Raw genomic sequence first — 18466 nt, forward strand, 5'->3', positions numbered from 1 at the left:
GGAATATTTTTAGTTGTTTAAAACTCAAAAAGATAAAAAGGGCAACAGTGAGTGAAAATATTATGATACTTCCTATGACTCGTAACTATTTACATGATGTATCTTATATATACTCTAAACTTTCTAATGGACATACGCTGTCGCGGAGAAATAAAATTCTTTTTTTCTTATGCGGTAGTAAATTGGTATTTATATTGTATGATAAATTTGAACAAAAAATTATCGGTACCGAGTTTTATTACTTTAACAAGAAAGATATACAAGAATCTACTATTCATCAAGGATTTCGAGGGATTTTACCTGAGTTTCAAGGGAAAGGATTGGGAACTGCGTTAACGCAATATGCTTATGATATTTTTTCAAAAACATCGCTGAAAGGTATGTCATCTCGTGTTTCATGTAATAATTTCTCCTCATTGATTTCTAATAGGAATATAGGTTTTGAACCTATCGAAAAGTATTTTGATTCCGCAATGAATGAGGATAGGTATTATATGATTTGCTTTTTTTAAAACTAAGGAAATATAAATGTCTGAAATATATAAGATAGGATTTTATGATAACTATCCGTTGGCTTTGGATGGGTGGCTTAAATGGAATGAAGATAAGTGGAATATAAAAGCTGAACGAGTCTTGTATACAAAAAATGGAAAAGAATATCCCAGACTTGAGGGAGTTTTGTATACTAATAAAAAAGGACAGGTTCTTATGCCTCCTCGCAATCCTTATTTACCTTTTCAATTTTCAGACTCCACAAATAAAAATGATAGGTTATATGTAGATTATCAAGATGTTATGAATTTATTTGTTGATGATTTACTTAATAGAGGTTTGTGTGGAACTATTGCTCTTCCCCCCGGCTTCACAGATGCTCGCCCTTTTCAGTGGAGTGATTTTATTGTTGAACCTAGATATACTTTTTTTCAATATTTTTCGCTTAATTATAACGTATCTCCTAAAATCACAAATAAAATTAATAAGGCTATTCGGTTAGAATATTTTGTTGAATGTTCAACTGATTGGAGTGCTATTGTTGATTGTTTGTTAGGTACCGAAGTTATAAAAGGATTTTCACATAATACATCAGTGCAAGATTTAAAAAAATGTGCAGATTTACTGGGTAATGATGTTTTTAGAGGATATTTGGTAAAAGATAAAGATGGAAAACCTGTTTCCGGTGGTTTAAGATTAGTACTGAAAGACGGTATTACAATAGATTGGTCTCAGGGTGCTATTCGTGATCATTTAAAAAATGGTGTTAATCAACTTATTTATGATTTTGTTTTACAAGATTCCAAAAAAGCTGGTGCAATAGGATTTGATTGGGTTGGTGCTAATATAGCCCCTGTAGCTCTTGCAAAATCTGCATGGGGTATGCCTTTGGTACCTTATCTTTGTATACGTCCTAAAAATTTACGTTATCTGGGAAGTGTTTGTAAATCATATTTAAAGTCAAAATTTTTAGGAAACTAGGGTCGATAATGTTAAAAATAAAAATACCTAATTTTTGTACTTCCGAAATTGAATATACCTGCTACGTTGTGTTTACCGAATGGCTCGAGGTTGAATACGAACTCACACATTCGGAATATAAGTATATTTTAATTTCTTATGCAGAAAAACAAATTAAGCTGAATACTGATTTTTTTATAAAGGCTTCATCCGATTGGCTTGGTGAGACTTCAATGCCGATCTTTCCTCTAAAACGGTATGATCTAAGTGAGCTAAAAAACACTTTCTCAAATGAACTTCATATTTGCGAAACTGAGTTCCCTGTTTTATATGGTATTCCGGAAATCAAATTTACTGAAAATACTATCGACTGCGGAGTAGATATCTTAGGCTGTATTTTCTTTATGCTTTCCCGCTATGAAGAAATTGTTGTAAAAGAAAGAGATGAACATAACCGCTTTTCTGCAAAATCTTCAATAGCATACAAAGAAGAATTTTTATTTCGCCCAATTGCAAACGAATATTTGGAACTGCTATATGCCTTGCTTAAAACTTTATGGCCTAATCTTAAAAGAAAAGAACGGCAGTTTAGAATATCTCCTACTCATGATGTAGATGTTCCTTTTTTATATTTAAATGCTCCGATTTCACGTATAATAAAATGTATGGGTGGGGATATTCTAAAAAGGATGTCTCCTAAAGTCGCTTTAAGCACTTATAAAAATTGGAAAAAAATAAAAGCGGGAGATAGTAAAGCTGATCCTGCCTATACCTTTGATTTTATTATGTCAGAAAGCGAAAAGCGTAATCTAAAAAGTGCGTTTTATTTTTTACCCTCAAGCAGCCCTGAAATGCAAATTAAGTATCCTGTAACAATCTCTGAAATGAAAACTCTGTTAGAAGATATTGATAAACGAGGGCATGAAATAGGGATACACGGTTTTTATGGAACTTACTTAAATAAAAAAGCCTTTAGTGATGATGTTGTTTTGTTACAAAACACTTGTTCCTCTCTTGGAGTTAAGCAAAAAATACTGGGCGGTAGACAGCATTATTTGCAATGGCAAAATCCTGATACTTTTAATGTTTGGGAAAGTGCAGGCATGGAATATGATTCAACTTTAAGTTTTGCAGATATGCCCGGCTTCCGTTGCGGTACTTGTTACGAATATTCGGTTTATGATTGTATCGAACGTAAAAAGCTCAAGCTTAAAGAGAAGCCTCTTATTGCAATGGAGTGTTCAATTATTGCCGAGCGGTATATGAATTTAGGTTTAACTGACCAAGCTCTAGAGGTGTTTAAACAATTAAAAGATAAGTGTAGGTTTTATAAGGGTAATTTTGTTCTGTTATTTCATAACACGGAATTGGTAACTGATAAACAAAAAGAATTTTATAAAACAGTTTTGGATTTTTAATTTTATGAAGGTATTAGTTTATGCATATACTAACCATCATCGGTGCCAGGCCTCAATTTATTAAAGCTGCGGTTTTAAGCCGATATATCAAAGATAATCCTCACTTGGGTATAAAAGAAACACTTGTTCATACAGGTCAGCATTATGACCAAAACATGAGTGATATTTTTTTTACAGAAATGGATATTCCTCATCCAGATTATAATTTACAAATAGGATCCGGTTCTCATGGGAAAATGACTGGACTCATGCTCGAAAAAATTGAAGAACTTTTATTAAATTTAAAGCCTGATCTTGTGCTTGTATATGGTGATACTAATTCTACCTTAGCCGGTGCTTTAGCTGCAAGTAAGCTCCATATTCCTGTAGCCCATGTTGAAGCAGGTTTGCGTTCTTTTATGATGGCAATGCCCGAAGAACAAAACCGCCGTCTTACCGACCATCTTTCAACTTGGCTTTTTTGTCCGACAGATACGGCGGTAGAAAATTTAAAAAATGAAGGAATTGTTTCCTCTACAGGAAAACCTTCTGCTGATAATAAATTTGTATGTAAAACGGGTGATATCATGTATGATGCCTCCCTTTATTATCGTAAAAAAGCTGTTAAAACGGATGTGCCTGATGATTTTATTTTGCTGACGATTCATAGGGCTGAAAATACGGATGATTCGGCACGATTAAAAAATATTGTAAGTGCTATCAACGCTGTTTCTGAAAAGAATTTTATTTTTCCTGTGCATCCGCGAACAAAAAAAATACTTACGGAACAAGGTTTGCAATTTTCTTCTCATGTTAGGCTTATTGAGCCTATTGGTTATTTGGAAATGCTTAAGTATGAAGAATCTTGCTCCGCCGTGCTTACCGATTCAGGCGGAGTACAAAAAGAAGCATTTTTCTTTAAAAAGCCCTGTATCACAATGCGGGACAGCACAGAGTGGGTTGAACTGGTTGACTCAGGTTGGAATACCCTTACAGGTGCGGATACAGAGAAGATAATATTTGCTCTTAAAAATATTAAAGTTCCAAAGCAATATCCCGAACTTTATGGTAATGGGGAAACAGCTGAGAACATAGCGGCAGTTTTGAGGAATTGAGGCATAATTATGTCGGATGAAAAAATAATAGAACAAATAATAAAAGACTGCTTTTGGGATATGGATTTTAGCGTTAATGAAGTCTCTAATATAATTTACGGTAATGACTTCAGAGCAAAAAACTTTTTATTTGATAAAGTTTTATTAAACAGTACAAAGCTCTTTGCAAGCTTAAAAATATTTTACAGAGAAGACTTGGAAAAACTGATAGAGGGTTATAAACTTCCGGTTTTTAATAAAAATATTGCAAAAAGACGTTTAAATTTAGTAGAGGCTTATTTTCTTGATAAGCCTTTAACAATTGAGGAGTTAAGTTGGACAGTATAGATTATCAGGAACTGTATAGACTTCAAGATAAAGTTTTACAAGTTGTTTTTAAAGCAGAAAGAGAATTTTATTTAACTGGCGGAACTTGTTTAAGCAGATTTTATTTTGAAAAAAGATATTCTGATGATTTGATTATTCGTTTAAAAACCTTTCCAAGGTCTTTATTAAAGCATATCAAGTTAATTATAGCTCTTTTTTACATGATTTTGATGAAACATATACAAAAATTATAGATGAAATTGTCCGGAATGTATAAACTTATTTCAACAGTTTATACTAAACATAGATGTAATAATGAACTAAGGAGTTCAGTATGTCAAATTTTGAAACAATTATGAAAAAAATTGAAGATAACACCGAAGTGGTCGGTGTTATTGGTTTAGGTTATGTAGGCTTACCCCTTGCTGTTTCTTTTGCAAGAAAAGGCGTGCAAGTCCTCGGCTTTGAAAAAAAGTGTAGGGAAGGCTGATATGGTGAATAATGGTAAAAACTATATAGGTGATGTAAAAGATGAAGATTTACTAAAAGTTGTAAAGGAGACGAAAAAACTTTGTGCAACCACGGATTTTTCCCGTATAAATGAATGTGATGCTGCAATTATATGTGTTCCTACTCCCTTGGATCACTTTAAAAAACCCGATATGAAATTTATTGAGCAGTCCTGTATCGATATAGGCAAGTACATGAAATCTGGAACCTTTATTTCCCTTGAAAGTACCACCTATCCTACAACTACCGAAGACTTTATGAAACCGATTATCGAAAAGGAATCCGGTTTAAAAGAGGGCTCAGACTTCTGGCTTTGTTTTAGTCCCGAGCGGGTTGATCCGGGAAACAAGGATTATAAAACCGACAATACTCCTAAGGTTGTAGGGGCTTTAGGTGAAGATGCTCAAAAAATTGCTGTGGCATTGTACAGTAAGGCTATTCAGCATTTGTATCCTGTGTCAAGTCCCCGTGTTGCAGAGATGGTAAAGATCTTAGAGAACACTTATCGTCTAATCAATATTTCTCTTATCAATGAGCTTGCTCTTCTTGCAGGAAAGATGGATATAAATATTTGGGAAGTAATAGATGCAGCAAAGTCTAAACCCTACGGTTTTCAGGCCTTTTATCCCGGTCCCGGCATCGGAGGACACTGTATACCTCTCGATCCATTCTATCTGGAACACATTGCAAAAGGTTTTAATTTTGATTTGACAATGATAAACACGGCAGGAAACATCAATAATCAAATGCCGCATAAGATGATGAATAAGATTATGTATGCACTTAACCGTAAACAAAAATCAATGAACGGTTCTACAATACTGTTTTTAGGGGTTGCTTATAAACCGGATATTGATGATCCTAGGGAAAGTCCTGCTTTACTCGTTATGGAAGAATGTGCAAAAAAGAGGGCTAATGTTATCTACCATGACCCCTATATAAAAGAATGTATTGATGATAACGGTAAAAAATGGATTGGAACGGAGTTAAACGATGAGCTTTTACAAAAGGCTGACTGCGTGGTGTTTACTACAAACCATAGTTGCTTTGATGTGGATCACATTGTAGAAAAATCAAGTTTGGTAGTTGATTTGCGGAATGCAGTAAAAACTGTGCATATTGAAAGTGATAAGGTGTTTAAGTTATAAAATATGAAAAAGGGATTATATATTGTAAATTTAGGGTATAAGATTACTGATGAGAAAAGAAATACAGATGGGGTTATAAAAAAAATACTGGGTCAAGTAAATTCTTTTAACAAACTAGGTTTTAATGTTGAATTATTAAATGTTGCCGAAAAAAAGAATAATTATATATGCAAATTTTTTTATAGTTGGTTTAATAAAAAGCAGTATATATCCAAAAACTATGATTTTCTTAAAGATGTCGATTTTGTATATATTAGACATTTCTCGCCCATAAATAGAGGCTGTATTGGGTTGTTGTCATATCTTAAAAAGAATAACTGTAAAATTATTTATGAGGTGCCTACTTATCCTTATGATAAAGAACATGCCGGTTTTAAAGGTTTTATATTTTTATTGATCGATAAGTTTTTCAGAAAATTTTTAAATAGATATGTTGATTATATTGCGACATACTCTGATGATAATAGCATTTTCAATATACCTACTATTAAAATTACCAACGGCATTGATTGTTTAAGCATACCCACTATAAATAATTCTTGTAGTACAGAAGATATAAATCTTATTGCTGTAGCACAATTTAGTAAATGGCATGGTTATGACAGATTAATTGAAGGATTGAATAACTATTATGAGTGTAAGCCATCACGAAAAGTGTTTATAAATTTTGTAGGAGCTGGTCCGGAATTGGAAACATACAAGAAAAAAGTTATTAATTATAACTTGAGTAGCTACATTGTGTTTCATGGATTATTATCAGGTCAAAAACTAAATATGGTATTTGATAGATCGAATATGGCTGTTTGTTCATTAGGGTGTCATCGTATAGGTATTTATAAAGGTTCGTTTTTAAAAAGCCGTGAGTATATGGCTCGTGGGTTACCTATGATTTCATCAACGAAAATTGATGTTTTGGATGCTGGATTTCCTTATATTTATTATGTACCTGAAGATGAATCTGCCATTAATATTAATTCCCTTATCAATTTTTATAACAAATTAAAAGAATTAGAAAGTCGTGCAAATCAAATTAGTAATATAAGACGATTTGCTGAAGATAGTTGTGATATGACTGTAGTGATGAAGCCTGTTGTAAATGTGATTTCTGAGCTTCTACAAGATAATTTTATAAATTAAAGGTTGTGGAAATGAATGATATTTTATTATCAGTTATTATTCCAAGTTATAATGCTGAAAGATTTATAGAGAATTTGCTTAATAATCTTGTTTTTCAGTGTAAAGAAAATTCGGAATGTGAAGTTATTGTGGTAAATGATGGATCAAAGGATAAAACAAAAGAGATTGTTGAAAAATTTACTAATTGTTATTCATTTATCAAATTAATAAATCAAGAAAATAAGGGCGAATCGGGTGCAAGAAATACAGGCATTGATAACTCGCTCGGTAAATATTTATACTTCCTTGATTGTGATGATAACATTGAAAACGGGACAATTGAATATTATATTAACTGTATCAAGCAAAGTAATGGTATTGATGTATTTGCATTTGCATATAGAACTTTTTATAAAGGTAAAAAAAAGAAAAATTATATAAATACTCGCTATGATTACCATATTTTTGATAAAGGTTATGATTTTTTTTCTAAGTTTTTATCTAAAAAGATAGATTGTCATATTTGTTCCGTTTTAGTGTCTAAGTGTTTACTTACCATGAATTCATTATATTTTGTTGAAGGAATGAAGATAGGTGCAGATCTCAATTTTTTGCTTCGCGTATTTAAAGAATCAAAAAAAGTAATATATAGTTCGAGATACTGTTTTAAATATCAGATTAGAGATGATTCGATAATGCAAGGCTATAAAACTTACACTATGGCTCAGTATAATTCTCTTCAAAATTTTAAGACAATTCTTTTATCTGCTCCTTATCAGACAAAAGAATTGCATAAATATTCCAATTTTTGGATTGAAAATATATTGTTGTACAATATTTTTTATTATTTGCGTTCAAATGTTAAAGACATGGATATTACAAATAAATTAATTGGCGAATGTGGTCTCTTACGCCGCCCTATTTCAAGTGGAAAGTTTAGAATTGCTGTTGTAATATATATTACTAAATTTCTGCCAATTAAATTTTTATTAAAGTTATTAAAATAGAAAGATGTTTTATTTATATTTTATTTTAGTCGTTTTATTTATTTATGTATTCTCAAAGTTAGATAAATTAATGTTTAAAGTTTTGATATTTATTTTTATGACATTAATTGTTGTTATTGCAGGTTTACGCTATGAGATTGGAACGGACTATCCGACATATCGAACCATATATGATAATCTGTCGGTTGATACTTATCAACATATTGAACCCGGATATAGATTGATAAATTTGTTTTTTAAATATGTTGGGCTTTCTTATGCATTTACTGTATTTATTTTTTCGTTTATTGTTAATTTGCTTTTTTATAGATTTATTAAGAAGTATAGTAGTTCCGTATTTTTATCTTTATTGTTATATGTGTTATTAAATTATTACTTTATAGCCTTTAATGCTGTTAGGCAAATGATAGCAATATCCATATTTTTACAGGCGATTCCTAGTATTGAAAATAAAAAATACCTTAGATTTATACTTATAACTTTATTTGCAGCTAGTTTTCATTATACAGCACTTATAGGTTTAATATATGTTATGTTTAAAGTAAAGTGTTCGGGTATTTTTTTTGTTTTTTGGTTTATTTCTTTAGTCTTTATTTTTGTTCCAATACAGGCTGTAGTGCTTAAATTGTTACCGGCATCTTTTAAATATTCAGTATACTTATCAACTTCTTTTTTTACTGAAAGTTCTAGTTTAGCTGTTTTAAAATCCGTTGTTCCAAATTTAATTGTCCTCTTTTTATTTTTTTATTTATCTTATTTTCAACAAAAAGAACATAGATTTTGGTTAAATGTATTTATATTTTCTGTTGCCGGTATCAATGTTACTCATGGAGTGAATGTTTTGATAAGATTAAACTATATTTTTTTAGTTAGTGAAATTATTTTTTATCCATTATGTATTTCAAAATTTGATCGTAAAGAAAGAAGTCTGGTTGCGTATGTTTTTTTAACATATTTTATTTTATTTTATATATTGACGGTACTTATTCAAGGTGCCCAAGGTGTAGTACCATATCGTTCAATTCTTTTTTTATAAATTTTTATTTTTATATATTTTTGGGAATTAAATGTCTTTATCTGTTTTAATGTCCGTTTACTATAAAGAAAAGCCTCTTTACCTTGATGAATGTTTTAGGAGCTTACTTGAACAAAGTAGACAGGCAGATGCAATCATTTGCCTAAAAGATGGAAATCTTACATCTGAATTGCATTTGGTATTGGGTAAGTGGCTAAAAATATTGCCATTGAAAGTAGTGGGTTGTGAAAATAATTCTTGACTGGTTTATGCTGTGAATGACGGATTAACGTTTTGCACAGGAGAGCTAATAGCCAGAATAGGTACTAATTATATAGTAGTATGAAAATTATGAAAATCGACGGATATTTGTGTAGGGTGTGGTATGTCTAAAAGTGTGTATAAAAATGAAATATTTCTCTATTTTGGCTAATTATTACAAGTAATTTGACTCAATTATATCTGATTATATGAAATTCCTGTCTGAGAATGAACATCGGACAGATACTGTTGAAGAATTTAAAGTATAGTGATATTGTTACTTTTGTAAAAGAGTTTTTAAATTATGGAATATATTGATGGTTTGGTATCTATAATAATGCCTGTTCACAATTCTGGTAAGACTATTTCAGAGTCGATTGATTCTGTGTTAGCTCAGACGTATAGAGATTGGGAACTTTTAATTGTTAATGATTGTTCAACTGATAATTCCGTTTCTATTATAGATAGTTATGTTCGAAAAGACTCTCGTATAAAACTGTTTCATACTGACATCTCGTTTGGAAAGCCTTTTTATCCGCGTAACCTTGCGTTAAAAAATGCAAACGGAAGATTCATTGCTTTTTTAGATAGTGATGATGTATGGCTCCCCTTAAAGCTTGAAAAACAAATTCCTTTATTTGAAGATAGAAATGTAGCTATTGTTTTTTCAAATTATGTAAAATTTGATACTAGTTCCAATAATAATTTTAATCGGAAGGTAATTACAGCAAATAAGCTTACTTATGAGAGTGCTCTGTATGGTAATCAAATAGGTAACCTGACAGGTATATATGATGTTTCAAAAGTTGGAAAAGTAGAATTTTTGAATGAGGGGCATGAAGATTACATTTTATGGTTGATGATATTAAGAAAGGGATTTATTGCAAAGAATACAAATTCAGTAGAAGCAAAATATAGAGTTTCATCCGCTTCCGTATCTTCTGACAAAGGAAGATCATCCAGATGGACATGGCATATTTACAGACGAATTCTAAAATTGAATTTTTTTAGCTCTTTATATTATTATGCAATATATGCTGTAAGAGGTATATCTAAATACTTAAAATAACATAAAGGAAAATATCAATGCACATAGCAATAATAGGCGGTTCCGGTTTTATAGGAACAAGATTAACAAAAAGACTTATCTCATCAGGACATAAAATTAAAATCCTCGATAAGCAGGACAGCAAGTATTATCCCGAATTAAGAACCTTTGCCGATGTAAGGGATGAGGCTTCTTTAAAAAAAGAGTTATGCTCAGATGTTGATTGCGTTATCAATTTAGCTGCCGAGCATAGGGATGATGTCGAACCAAAAAGTCTGTATGATGAGGTAAATGTTGACGGTGCAGAAAATGTATGCAAGGTTTGCTCTGAGTTGGGGATCAAAAAAATTATTTTTACAAGTTCTGTTGCCGTTTATGGTTTTGCACCTCTTAACACAAATGAAACAGGTGAAATAAATTATTTTAACGATTACGGCAGAACCAAGTGGCTTGCCGAAGGAAAATACCGTGAGTGGCTTGCAAAGGATAAAGAAAATTCTCTTACAATAATTCGTCCTACAGTTGTCTTTGGAGAGCAAAATAGGGGAAATGTTTATAATCTTTTAAGGCAAATCAGTTCAGGCTTTTTCCCCTTTGTCGGTAATGGAAAGAATAAAAAATCTATGGCCTATGTCGAAAATGTTGCCGCCTTTATCGAGTTTTGTTTAAATAACGGAACAGGGGAACACTTATTTAATTATATAGATAAACCCGATTTCGATATGAACTCTCTTACAAAAGAGGTTTATAAAATCCTTGGTAAACAGGAACATAAAATTTTCCACTGGCCTTATTGGTTGGGCTATTTCGGCGGGCTTTGCTTTGATTTGCTTGCTAAGATAACGGGGAAAAAGCTCGCAATCAGTTCAATCCGTGTAAAAAAATTCTGTGCCGATACTCTTTTTGATTCTGTAAATATTTTAAAAACCGGGTTTAAGCCTCCTGTAAGCTTAAAAGAAGGCTTATACAATACCATCAAATACGAATTCATAGACAGGATAGACGATCATGTTTTCCATACTGAATAAACTACCCTTGTCCAATCTAAAAAAATATTGTAAAATAGACCTATGAGTGATTTAATACAACCAAAAGTTTTAAAGGGATTTAGGGATTTTCTTCCTGCGGATGAGATTGAAAGAGCTCTTCTTATGGAAAGGCTGGTAAAGGTTTTTAGGGACTACGGCTTTGTGCCCATCGATACTCCGGCTTTGGAATATTCCGAGATTCTGTTGAGAAAGAGCGGAGGGGAAACCGAAAAGCAGGTTTTCCGGTTTAATGACAACGGCGGAAGGGATGTGGCTATGCGCTTTGATCTAACTGTTCCCTTGGCCCGTTTTGTTGCTGAACATAAGTCCGAAATATATTTTCCGTTTAAACGCTATCATTTAGGAAAGGTTTGGCGCGGCGAGAAACCTCAGGCCGGCCGTTATCGGGAATTTTTGCAATGCGATTTTGATATTTTGGGTTCAGATACGGCTGCCGTTGATTTTGAAATATTACGCCTTATCAAAAAATCTTTGAATGAATTAGGCGTTTCTAATTTTAAAATTCATGTTTCGCATAGGGGAATATTTAACCGTTTCTTAAAGTCTTTAGATTTGTCCGGAGACAGCGAAGAAATTTTGCGTACCGTCGATAAACTTGCAAAGATAGGAGAGGATGAGGTTTTAAAACTTCTTACTGACTTGAGCTCCGAAGATAAGGCAAAAAAAATATTGGCCTATATTTCCGGTGTGAGCAAGGAATTAAACAGCGAGGACTTTGAAAAAACTCTTGCCCATTTGGAAAATCTTGCCGGAGGCCCTGATGAAGATACAAAACGCATGAGGGATATCTACTCCTTGGTAAAGGCTGTGGGTATTGAAGACTCTATAGTTTTGGACCCTTCTATTACCAGAGGTTTGGATTACTATACAGGTGTTGTATTTGAAACATTTTTGACCGATTTACCCTCGATAGGTTCCGTTTGTTCCGGAGGGCGGTATGATAACCTTACGGCTCTTTATATGAAGGAGCGTATTACGGGTGTAGGTACTTCTATCGGACTTGACAGGCTTTTAGCTGCCCTTGAACTTTTGGGTCATCAAAAAACAAAGGCCAGCTTTACCGACCTCCTCGTATTTTCTTTACCTGAGGATGATCAGGTTCTTTCATATAAGGTGGCTAAATTTTTTGAAACCGAAAAAATAAATGCTGAAGTATATCCTGAACCTAAAAAAATGAACCATCAGTACGCCTATGCCGAAAAAAAAAGATATAAGGTGGGGACTTTTCTTAACTAAAAATTCTTGTGTTGAAGAATTTGATAAGAATATTCAAAGTTTTAAGGTCAAATTAAAGGATATGACTAATAGGACTGAGGATGAAATGCCTCTTAGCGAAGCCGTAAAAAGGATTATAGAATATAAGAATTAAAAAGCTCCGCAGTTATTAACAATAAAAGCCCTGATAAGAAATTAATGTTTCTTGTCAGGGCTTTTTTATTTTTCTTTTTTCCGGCTGATCTCATATAGGAGAATACCTGCTGCGACGGAGACATTTAAACTGTCGAGTTTTCCCTTGGTTGGAATCGATACTATTTCGTCACAGGTTTCTTCTACAAGGCGGCTCATTCCTTTCCCCTCACTTCCCATAATTAGAGCTGTCTTTTTTGGAAACTTGAGATCCGGTAGGGGCTTACCTCCTGCATCTGCTCCGTAAATCCAAAAGCCTTCTTTTTTCAGCATTTCCACAGTGCGAACCAGATTAGTTGCCTCAACATAGGGAACCCAGGCTGCCGCCCCTGCACTGACCTTGCTTATAATTTCAAATCCTCCGGCACTTTTGTTTTCGGGAACTATTATTCCGTCTATTCCGAACTGATCTGCACTCCTTATAATTGAGCCGGTGTTGTGAGGATCCGTAATTGAGTCAAGAATGACTACAAAGGCTGAGTCCTTTTCTGCAAGTTTTGCAGAAAACTCATCGAGGCTCATTCCTCTTTTTTGATTTTGAACCCCAGTTAAAAGAACAACACCCCTGTGATCCCGTAACTGCTCAGGCAAGGTCTTGGTAAGAGAGTCAAGAAAGTTATTTTCTTTTTTTTCGATCTTTAAATTTAGCTTGCGTCCGGCTTCCAAGATTTTTTTTACCCGTGGGCCTTCTTTGGAGTAAAAAATTTCTAGGCTTGACTTACTGTTCCTTTCTTTTTCGATTTTAATTTTTTCGGCCCTTAAAATCTCTTCTATTGCATGAAAACCCGTAATTGTTTTTTTCATAAATGTTTAATCCAGATTATAAGTTTCATCGTATTTTACCGTTTTTACATCCTTGTAACCGTTTTCGTTTAGGTATTGGGTAAAATAACTTTGAGCCTTGGGCTCCCCGTGAACCAAGAAGATTGTTTTAAGTTTAGGATTCTCCAAGGAGTCTAGCCATTCCGTAGCTTCAAAATAGTCTGCATGGGCACTGAAGGCGTTTATCTGTAAAATTTCTGCCCTCACCTGATGCCATTCACCGAAAATTTTTACCTCCGGTTCTCTGTTTTGCAGGCGGCGGCCGAGGGTATCTTCTGCCATAAAGCCGACAAGCATTATCTTTGTAGAGGGCTTTTCGATATTGTTTGCAAGATGGTGAGTAATCCGTCCGAATTCGCACATGCCGTCAGCACTTATTATAACCATGGGGCCGTCTATGTTATTCAAGTCCTTGGATTCTGCAACGCTGGTGATAAATTTGAGCGAGTTAAAACCGAAGGGGTTTTTATGATGGGTTAAAAAGGCTTGATGGGTTTCTGCATCATAGCATTCCGGGTGCACCTGAAAAATACTCGTTGCGTTTACAGCCATAGGCGAATCTACATAAATCGGAATATCAGGAATTATTTTTTTGTCGACCAATAGGTGAAAATAATAGACGATTTCCTGAGTTCTTTCTACTGCAAAGGCCGGAATTATCATCTTTCCCTTGTTTTCTACAAGTTCCTGTGTTTTTTCGGCAAGAAGTTTTAAGGCATTGTCAGTGTCTTCATGGCGCCTGTTACCGTAGGTGCTTTCAATAACTATATAATCGACAGGCGGAATTATATCCGGATCTCGGATAATGGCCTTGTTTTTTCGGCCTAGGTCTCCTGTAAAGGCAATTTTTACTTCCTTTCCTTCCGAATCCTTTGCGGTAATTAAGGCCATTGATGAACCTAGAATATGACCTGCATCATAAAACTCCAGCTGAACATTTGGACCTATCCATGTCGGCCGATGATATGAAATTGTTACAAATTGATTAACTGTTTGAATTACGTCATTTTCATCAAAAAGAGGCACCCATTTAAATATTTCTCCTTTTTTTGCGGCCTGTTTTGATAAGTACTCCCTATCTCGTGCTTGAATTCTTGCAGAATCCATCATAACAAGATTTGCTATATCTCTTGTGGCTGGTGTCGCATAAATGTTGCCGTTAAAGCCGTGTTTTCCCAAGAGGGGTAATAGACCGCAATGGTCATAGTGGGCATGGGTTAAAATGACAGCTTCCAGTTCCGGAGCCGGAACATTAAAATCCCTGTTTTTCTTGTCTGCTTCAGCTCTTTTTCCTTGAAAAGCCCCGCAGTCTATCAAATACTTATGCCCATCAACTTCAAGAATGTGTTTTGATCCGGTAACTTCTTGTGCAGCACCGAGTGAGTAAAATTTAATTGCCATAAATTAAGAATACATCATAATCAGTGAAAAATCAAGACTTTTGTTATTATTTTTTTTCTCTCATTGCCATATATGGTATCTATGTATGTATTTTATAAAACTTAGATTTCCTAAAACAAAAAATGTAATTCCTATACCGAGGAGGGGGTATGATGATGTGTATAGGAGAATTGAATAGCCGATTAAGGCTCCTGTAAGAGAAAAGGCTGCAAACAGATATTCTTTTATGTTTTTTGTGATATATACAAAAAAATAATTTACACAGGCTAAAACTGCGGCTATTAAAAATAAGTATATATATGAATGACCGGCCTTAATATCCGAAAGAAAATATCTGCTTATATAAAAATTATTTATGGGCATCGATAAGCATATCAAAAAAGATATAAAAAACACAAAGAAAAATACTGACGATATTTTTCTGGTTATTATTTTATTTGCAAAGATTCCTGCCATAAAAAGCGACATAATGCCTGCCAGTCTGAAAAAGTATACCAGCCGGGATAGGTTAGCTATGCTATCCAGTACTATGTTGGAAAAATTATACAGAGGAAAAATAAGTCTTATACTTTCAAAGCTGATACACAGTGTAAACATGGCAAAGAAAGATATTTCGATGGCATGAGTTTTTTTGAAAGTAAAGTATACGAAGATTAAAAAGCCTAGCGACAAAAAGGGAAAGGTTAAGATGCTTATTAATACGGCATAGCTGTCATAGTTATTCTTTGCTAGATTGAATAAAAAATCATTAATGATTGAGTTTCCGGCCGGTTTTGTATTTGCTATCAAGGAATTATTAAGACTTCCGTTAAGTACGATACCGATAAGCGATATTAAGGATAATGTAAGAACTAAAGCTGCAATAGATATAGCAACTAAACGAGCTCTGTTTCTGCCTGCAATTGTCATATTTTAGCAGTATACCAATAAAAAAAATATTTGTAAAGGTCAATTATTCAAAAATACTTGATATATTGGTATTTTTATGGTAAAATGCTTCCCATGAATTTCGTTTTTATTTTAGTTTTGCCCTTAGTTTTTCTACAATATGCCTTATTTTCAAACGAGCAAGGCGGTAAATTTTCTGCCTTTTTATTCGGTATTTTGGGCGGAATAGTATCGCTGATAATTGTGTCTTTTTTTCCTTTTTCGATCTTGCAAATTTCATCTTCCGTGAGCTCCCATTTATGGCGGTTTTTCTTTCAGTACTTCTTCTTAAATGCTCTTTTTGGATTAACTTTTTTCTTTTTGATTTCATGGTCGCTTTCCGAAGATGTTTTGAGTAACAGTTTATCGTCTCTCTTCGGTATTTTTAGCTCCGTCTTTGCCTATTTATTTTACAGGAATATTAATACTCCTGATTCAACAGAGCTTATTTTATTCCTCCTTATAATAATAGGCTCAATCCTTATTTTTGATTTTACTTACTATATTTTGGCGGCTAATTTAACGATTTCCATGGATTTTATCGTTTATCTGATAGCCTTTATTTCTTTTCTCGCTTTAAGCCTTTTGGGCTCCTATGCTCTTGCTTCTTGGTTCTTATCCGAATCTTCAAGTATGCATATTTTTGTTTCTTGCGGCGTGTTTTTGCTTGGTATCGGCTTAAATATTTTGAGGAGCAGGCTGTAAGTTTTGATTTTATGAATTTCGATTTTTTGTCCTTATCCGATAAATATAATTCTGCCGTTGTTTTGGGAGCCACAGCAACAGGAAAGACATCCTATGCCGTGGGCCTTGCAAAAGAACTTGACGGCGAAATTATTTCTGTAGATTCAAGGCAGGTTTATAAGGGTCTTGATCTCGGTACAGGAAAGGACTTGGACGAGTATGGAGAGGTGCCCTATCACTTAATCGATATTTGTACATTGGAAAGGGAGTACAATGTCTTCGATTTTCAAAATGATGCTTACAGAGCCTTTGAGGATATAAAAAGGAGAAAAAAACTTCCGATTTTTGCCGGAGGAACGGGGCTTTATCTCGATGCCCTTATAAGGGAGTATGAGCTAATTCCTGTTCCGAAAAATGAAGAACTGAGGGAGTCCTTGGCCGGTAAGGATTTGAGTGAATTGCAAAAAGTTTTTTTCGATTATAAGGCTCAGATGCATAATAAAACCGACCTTGAAAACATGGAGCGTCTTATGCGGGCTATTGAAATTGCCGAATATAAAAATACCCATCCCGATGCAGCCGAGATACTAAACGCAAGCCGCCCCGATATCCGCCCCCTTATAATCGGCCTTAAATATCCGCGGGAAATTTTAAGGGAAAGGATAAGGCTTAGACTCATTCAGCGTATAAATGACGGAATGATCGAAGAAACTGAGAGGCTTCACAAAGAGGGATTTTCCTGGGAAAGGCTTGAAAGCTTGGGGCTTGAATATAAATTTACCGCCCAATACCTTCAAGGCAAAATAGAAAAGAAAGAAGAATACATTGATTCTCTTTACCGTGCTATTTGTCAATTTGCAAAGAGGCAGGAAACTTGGTTTAGACGTATGGAAAAAAACGGAGTAAAAATAAGCTGGATTTTAAAGTGAGTTTTTTAAGATAATTTTTGGGGGAGAAAATTTGACAAAAGAAAAAAATATTCAATATGTTTTTATCGACTCAGGCATAGGAGGCCTGTCTTATCTAAGGCACTTAAAAGAAATTGAGCCTCAAAGTTCTTGTGCCTACGTTGCAGACACAAAACATTTTCCTTATGGGGAAAAAACACTTGAAGAAGTAATAGAGTATACTCAAAATCTTGTAAAAAAGATAATCGAAGAGCTGAGGCCTTCGGTTATAATCATAGCCTGTAATACGATGACTGTTTCGGCTCTTTCTCACTTGAGGAAAAAATTCGGCATTCCCTTTGTGGGAACGGTTCCTGCCATAAAGCCCGCAGTCTTGGCGAGTAAAAATAAAAAGATAGCCGTCCTTGCAACCGAAAGAACGGTAAACGATATCTATGTTCAAAACCTCATTGACGAGTTCGGAGCGGATTGTAAATTTTTTATGCGTGCCGATTCGGTTTTGGTCAGCAAAATAGAAAACTCCCTGCTTTCGGGAAGTGAAGAAGATAAAAAGGCTGCAATCCGGCCTGCGGTTGAGTTTTTTAAATCGGCAGGAACCGATACGGCTGTCCTAGGCTGTACTCACTTTTTACATTTAAGGGATGAGTTTAAGGCCGTCTGTGAACCGGATATAAGGATTGTGGACTCATTGGACGGGGTTGTAAACCGGGCATTAAAAATATCTCCTCCTCAAAAATTAAAGGAAGAGAACTCAAAATTAAAGGAAGAGAACTCAAAATTAAAAAATATTCAAAAAGATATTTTTTATATCACCTCGGAAGAAACTGAAGAAAATACAAAAAAATATTCCGCTTATGCGGATCTTTTTAATATGGTTTTAGGGTATTTTTAAA

19 protein-coding genes and 1 pseudogene are annotated in these 18466 nt (G+C 34.0%); 17 read left to right on the top strand and 3 right to left on the bottom strand.

Features of this window, described 5'->3' with window-relative positions; translation table 11 throughout:
• Positions 1 to 47: 47 nt before the first annotated feature.
• The 14 genes and pseudogenes from E4O00_RS04945 (at position 48) to hisS (ending at position 12793) form a co-directional block, all read left to right on the top strand.
• Positions 48 to 512, top strand: a complete 465-nt coding sequence (locus tag E4O00_RS04945; RefSeq protein WP_253678886.1) for a GNAT family N-acetyltransferase — start codon at positions 48 to 50, stop codon at positions 510 to 512.
• 16 nt (positions 513 to 528) lie between these two features.
• Positions 529 to 1473 (top strand): hypothetical protein, encoded by a 945-nt coding sequence (locus tag E4O00_RS04950; RefSeq protein WP_253678887.1) that lies wholly within the window; start codon positions 529 to 531, stop codon positions 1471 to 1473.
• Between the two features lie 8 nt (positions 1474 to 1481).
• Entirely contained in the window at positions 1482 to 2870 is a 1389-nt protein-coding gene (locus E4O00_RS04955) for a polysaccharide deacetylase family protein (RefSeq protein ID WP_253678888.1), read from the top strand.
• Between the two features lie 20 nt (positions 2871 to 2890).
• Positions 2891 to 3964, top strand: coding sequence for a non-hydrolyzing UDP-N-acetylglucosamine 2-epimerase (wecB, locus tag E4O00_RS04960; protein ID WP_253678889.1), 1074 nt, complete (start codon positions 2891 to 2893; stop codon positions 3962 to 3964).
• A gap of 9 nt (positions 3965 to 3973) precedes the next feature.
• Positions 3974 to 4291 carry a hypothetical protein gene (locus tag E4O00_RS04965; protein WP_253678890.1) on the top strand — a complete coding sequence of 106 codons (318 nt, stop codon included), beginning with the start codon at positions 3974 to 3976 and terminating at the stop codon, positions 4289 to 4291.
• The gene (locus tag E4O00_RS04970) at positions 4279 to 4524 is read left to right on the top strand and encodes a hypothetical protein (protein ID WP_253678891.1); all 246 of its coding nucleotides are present in this window, start codon (positions 4279 to 4281) and stop codon (positions 4522 to 4524) included. The genes E4O00_RS04965 and E4O00_RS04970 overlap by 13 nt, the downstream gene beginning before the upstream one ends.
• Positions 4525 to 4604: 80 nt before the next feature.
• Complete coding sequence (locus E4O00_RS04975; protein WP_253678892.1) at positions 4605 to 4760, top strand: hypothetical protein; 156 nt, start codon at positions 4605 to 4607, stop codon at positions 4758 to 4760.
• 1 nt (position 4761) lies between these two features.
• Complete coding sequence (locus E4O00_RS04980) at positions 4762 to 5928, top strand: nucleotide sugar dehydrogenase (protein ID WP_253678893.1); 1167 nt, start codon at positions 4762 to 4764, stop codon at positions 5926 to 5928.
• Between the two features lie 3 nt (positions 5929 to 5931).
• Positions 5932 to 7065, top strand: coding sequence for a glycosyltransferase family protein (locus E4O00_RS04985; RefSeq protein ID WP_253678894.1), 1134 nt, complete (start codon positions 5932 to 5934; stop codon positions 7063 to 7065).
• A gap of 11 nt (positions 7066 to 7076) precedes the next feature.
• Positions 7077 to 8051: a glycosyltransferase family 2 protein gene (locus E4O00_RS04990; protein WP_253678895.1), complete on the top strand. Its 975-nt coding sequence runs from the start codon at positions 7077 to 7079 to the stop codon at positions 8049 to 8051.
• Positions 8052 to 8121: 70 nt separating this feature from the next.
• The gene (locus E4O00_RS04995; RefSeq protein WP_253678896.1) at positions 8122 to 9087 is read left to right on the top strand and encodes an EpsG family protein; all 966 of its coding nucleotides are present in this window, start codon (positions 8122 to 8124) and stop codon (positions 9085 to 9087) included.
• A gap of 544 nt (positions 9088 to 9631) precedes the next feature.
• On the top strand, positions 9632 to 10396 hold the full coding sequence (locus tag E4O00_RS05000) for a glycosyltransferase family 2 protein (RefSeq protein WP_253678897.1): 765 nt from the start codon (positions 9632 to 9634) through the stop codon (positions 10394 to 10396).
• 17 nt (positions 10397 to 10413) lie between these two features.
• Complete coding sequence (locus E4O00_RS05005) at positions 10414 to 11403, top strand: NAD-dependent epimerase/dehydratase family protein (protein WP_253678898.1); 990 nt, start codon at positions 10414 to 10416, stop codon at positions 11401 to 11403.
• A gap of 42 nt (positions 11404 to 11445) precedes the next feature.
• Positions 11446 to 12793 (top strand): annotated as a pseudogene (hisS, locus tag E4O00_RS05010) (histidine--tRNA ligase).
• A gap of 65 nt (positions 12794 to 12858) precedes the next feature.
• On the opposite strand, the gene rlmB reads toward hisS, so the two are convergent.
• Genes rlmB through E4O00_RS05025 form a run of 3 tightly spaced genes read right to left on the bottom strand, consistent with a single transcriptional unit; the run spans position 12859 to position 15963 of the window.
• Positions 12859 to 13635, bottom strand: a complete 777-nt coding sequence (gene rlmB, locus E4O00_RS05015) for a 23S rRNA (guanosine(2251)-2'-O)-methyltransferase RlmB (RefSeq protein WP_253678899.1) — start codon at positions 13633 to 13635, stop codon at positions 12859 to 12861.
• A gap of 6 nt (positions 13636 to 13641) precedes the next feature.
• Positions 13642 to 15054: an MBL fold metallo-hydrolase RNA specificity domain-containing protein gene (locus tag E4O00_RS05020; RefSeq protein WP_253678900.1), complete on the bottom strand. Its 1413-nt coding sequence runs from the start codon at positions 15052 to 15054 to the stop codon at positions 13642 to 13644.
• Positions 15055 to 15114: 60 nt separating this feature from the next.
• Positions 15115 to 15963 carry a hypothetical protein gene (locus tag E4O00_RS05025; RefSeq protein WP_253678901.1) on the bottom strand — a complete coding sequence of 283 codons (849 nt, stop codon included), beginning with the start codon at positions 15961 to 15963 and terminating at the stop codon, positions 15115 to 15117.
• A 93-nt stretch (positions 15964 to 16056) separates the two neighbouring features.
• Between E4O00_RS05025 and E4O00_RS05030 the strand changes: the two genes are divergently transcribed.
• The 3 genes from E4O00_RS05030 to murI are packed head-to-tail and all read left to right on the top strand — an operon-like array spanning position 16057 to position 18465.
• Positions 16057 to 16686: a hypothetical protein gene (locus tag E4O00_RS05030; RefSeq protein WP_253678902.1), complete on the top strand. Its 630-nt coding sequence runs from the start codon at positions 16057 to 16059 to the stop codon at positions 16684 to 16686.
• Between the two features lie 11 nt (positions 16687 to 16697).
• Entirely contained in the window at positions 16698 to 17594 is an 897-nt protein-coding gene (miaA, locus tag E4O00_RS05035; protein ID WP_253678903.1) for a tRNA (adenosine(37)-N6)-dimethylallyltransferase MiaA, read from the top strand.
• A 31-nt stretch (positions 17595 to 17625) separates the two neighbouring features.
• Positions 17626 to 18465, top strand: a complete 840-nt coding sequence (gene murI / locus E4O00_RS05040) for a glutamate racemase (RefSeq protein WP_253678904.1) — start codon at positions 17626 to 17628, stop codon at positions 18463 to 18465.
• Position 18466 lies beyond the last annotated feature (1 nt).

The sequence above is a fragment of the Treponema sp. OMZ 788 genome (assembly GCF_024181245.1).
Taxonomy (GTDB): Bacteria; Spirochaetota; Spirochaetia; order Treponematales; family Treponemataceae; genus Treponema_B.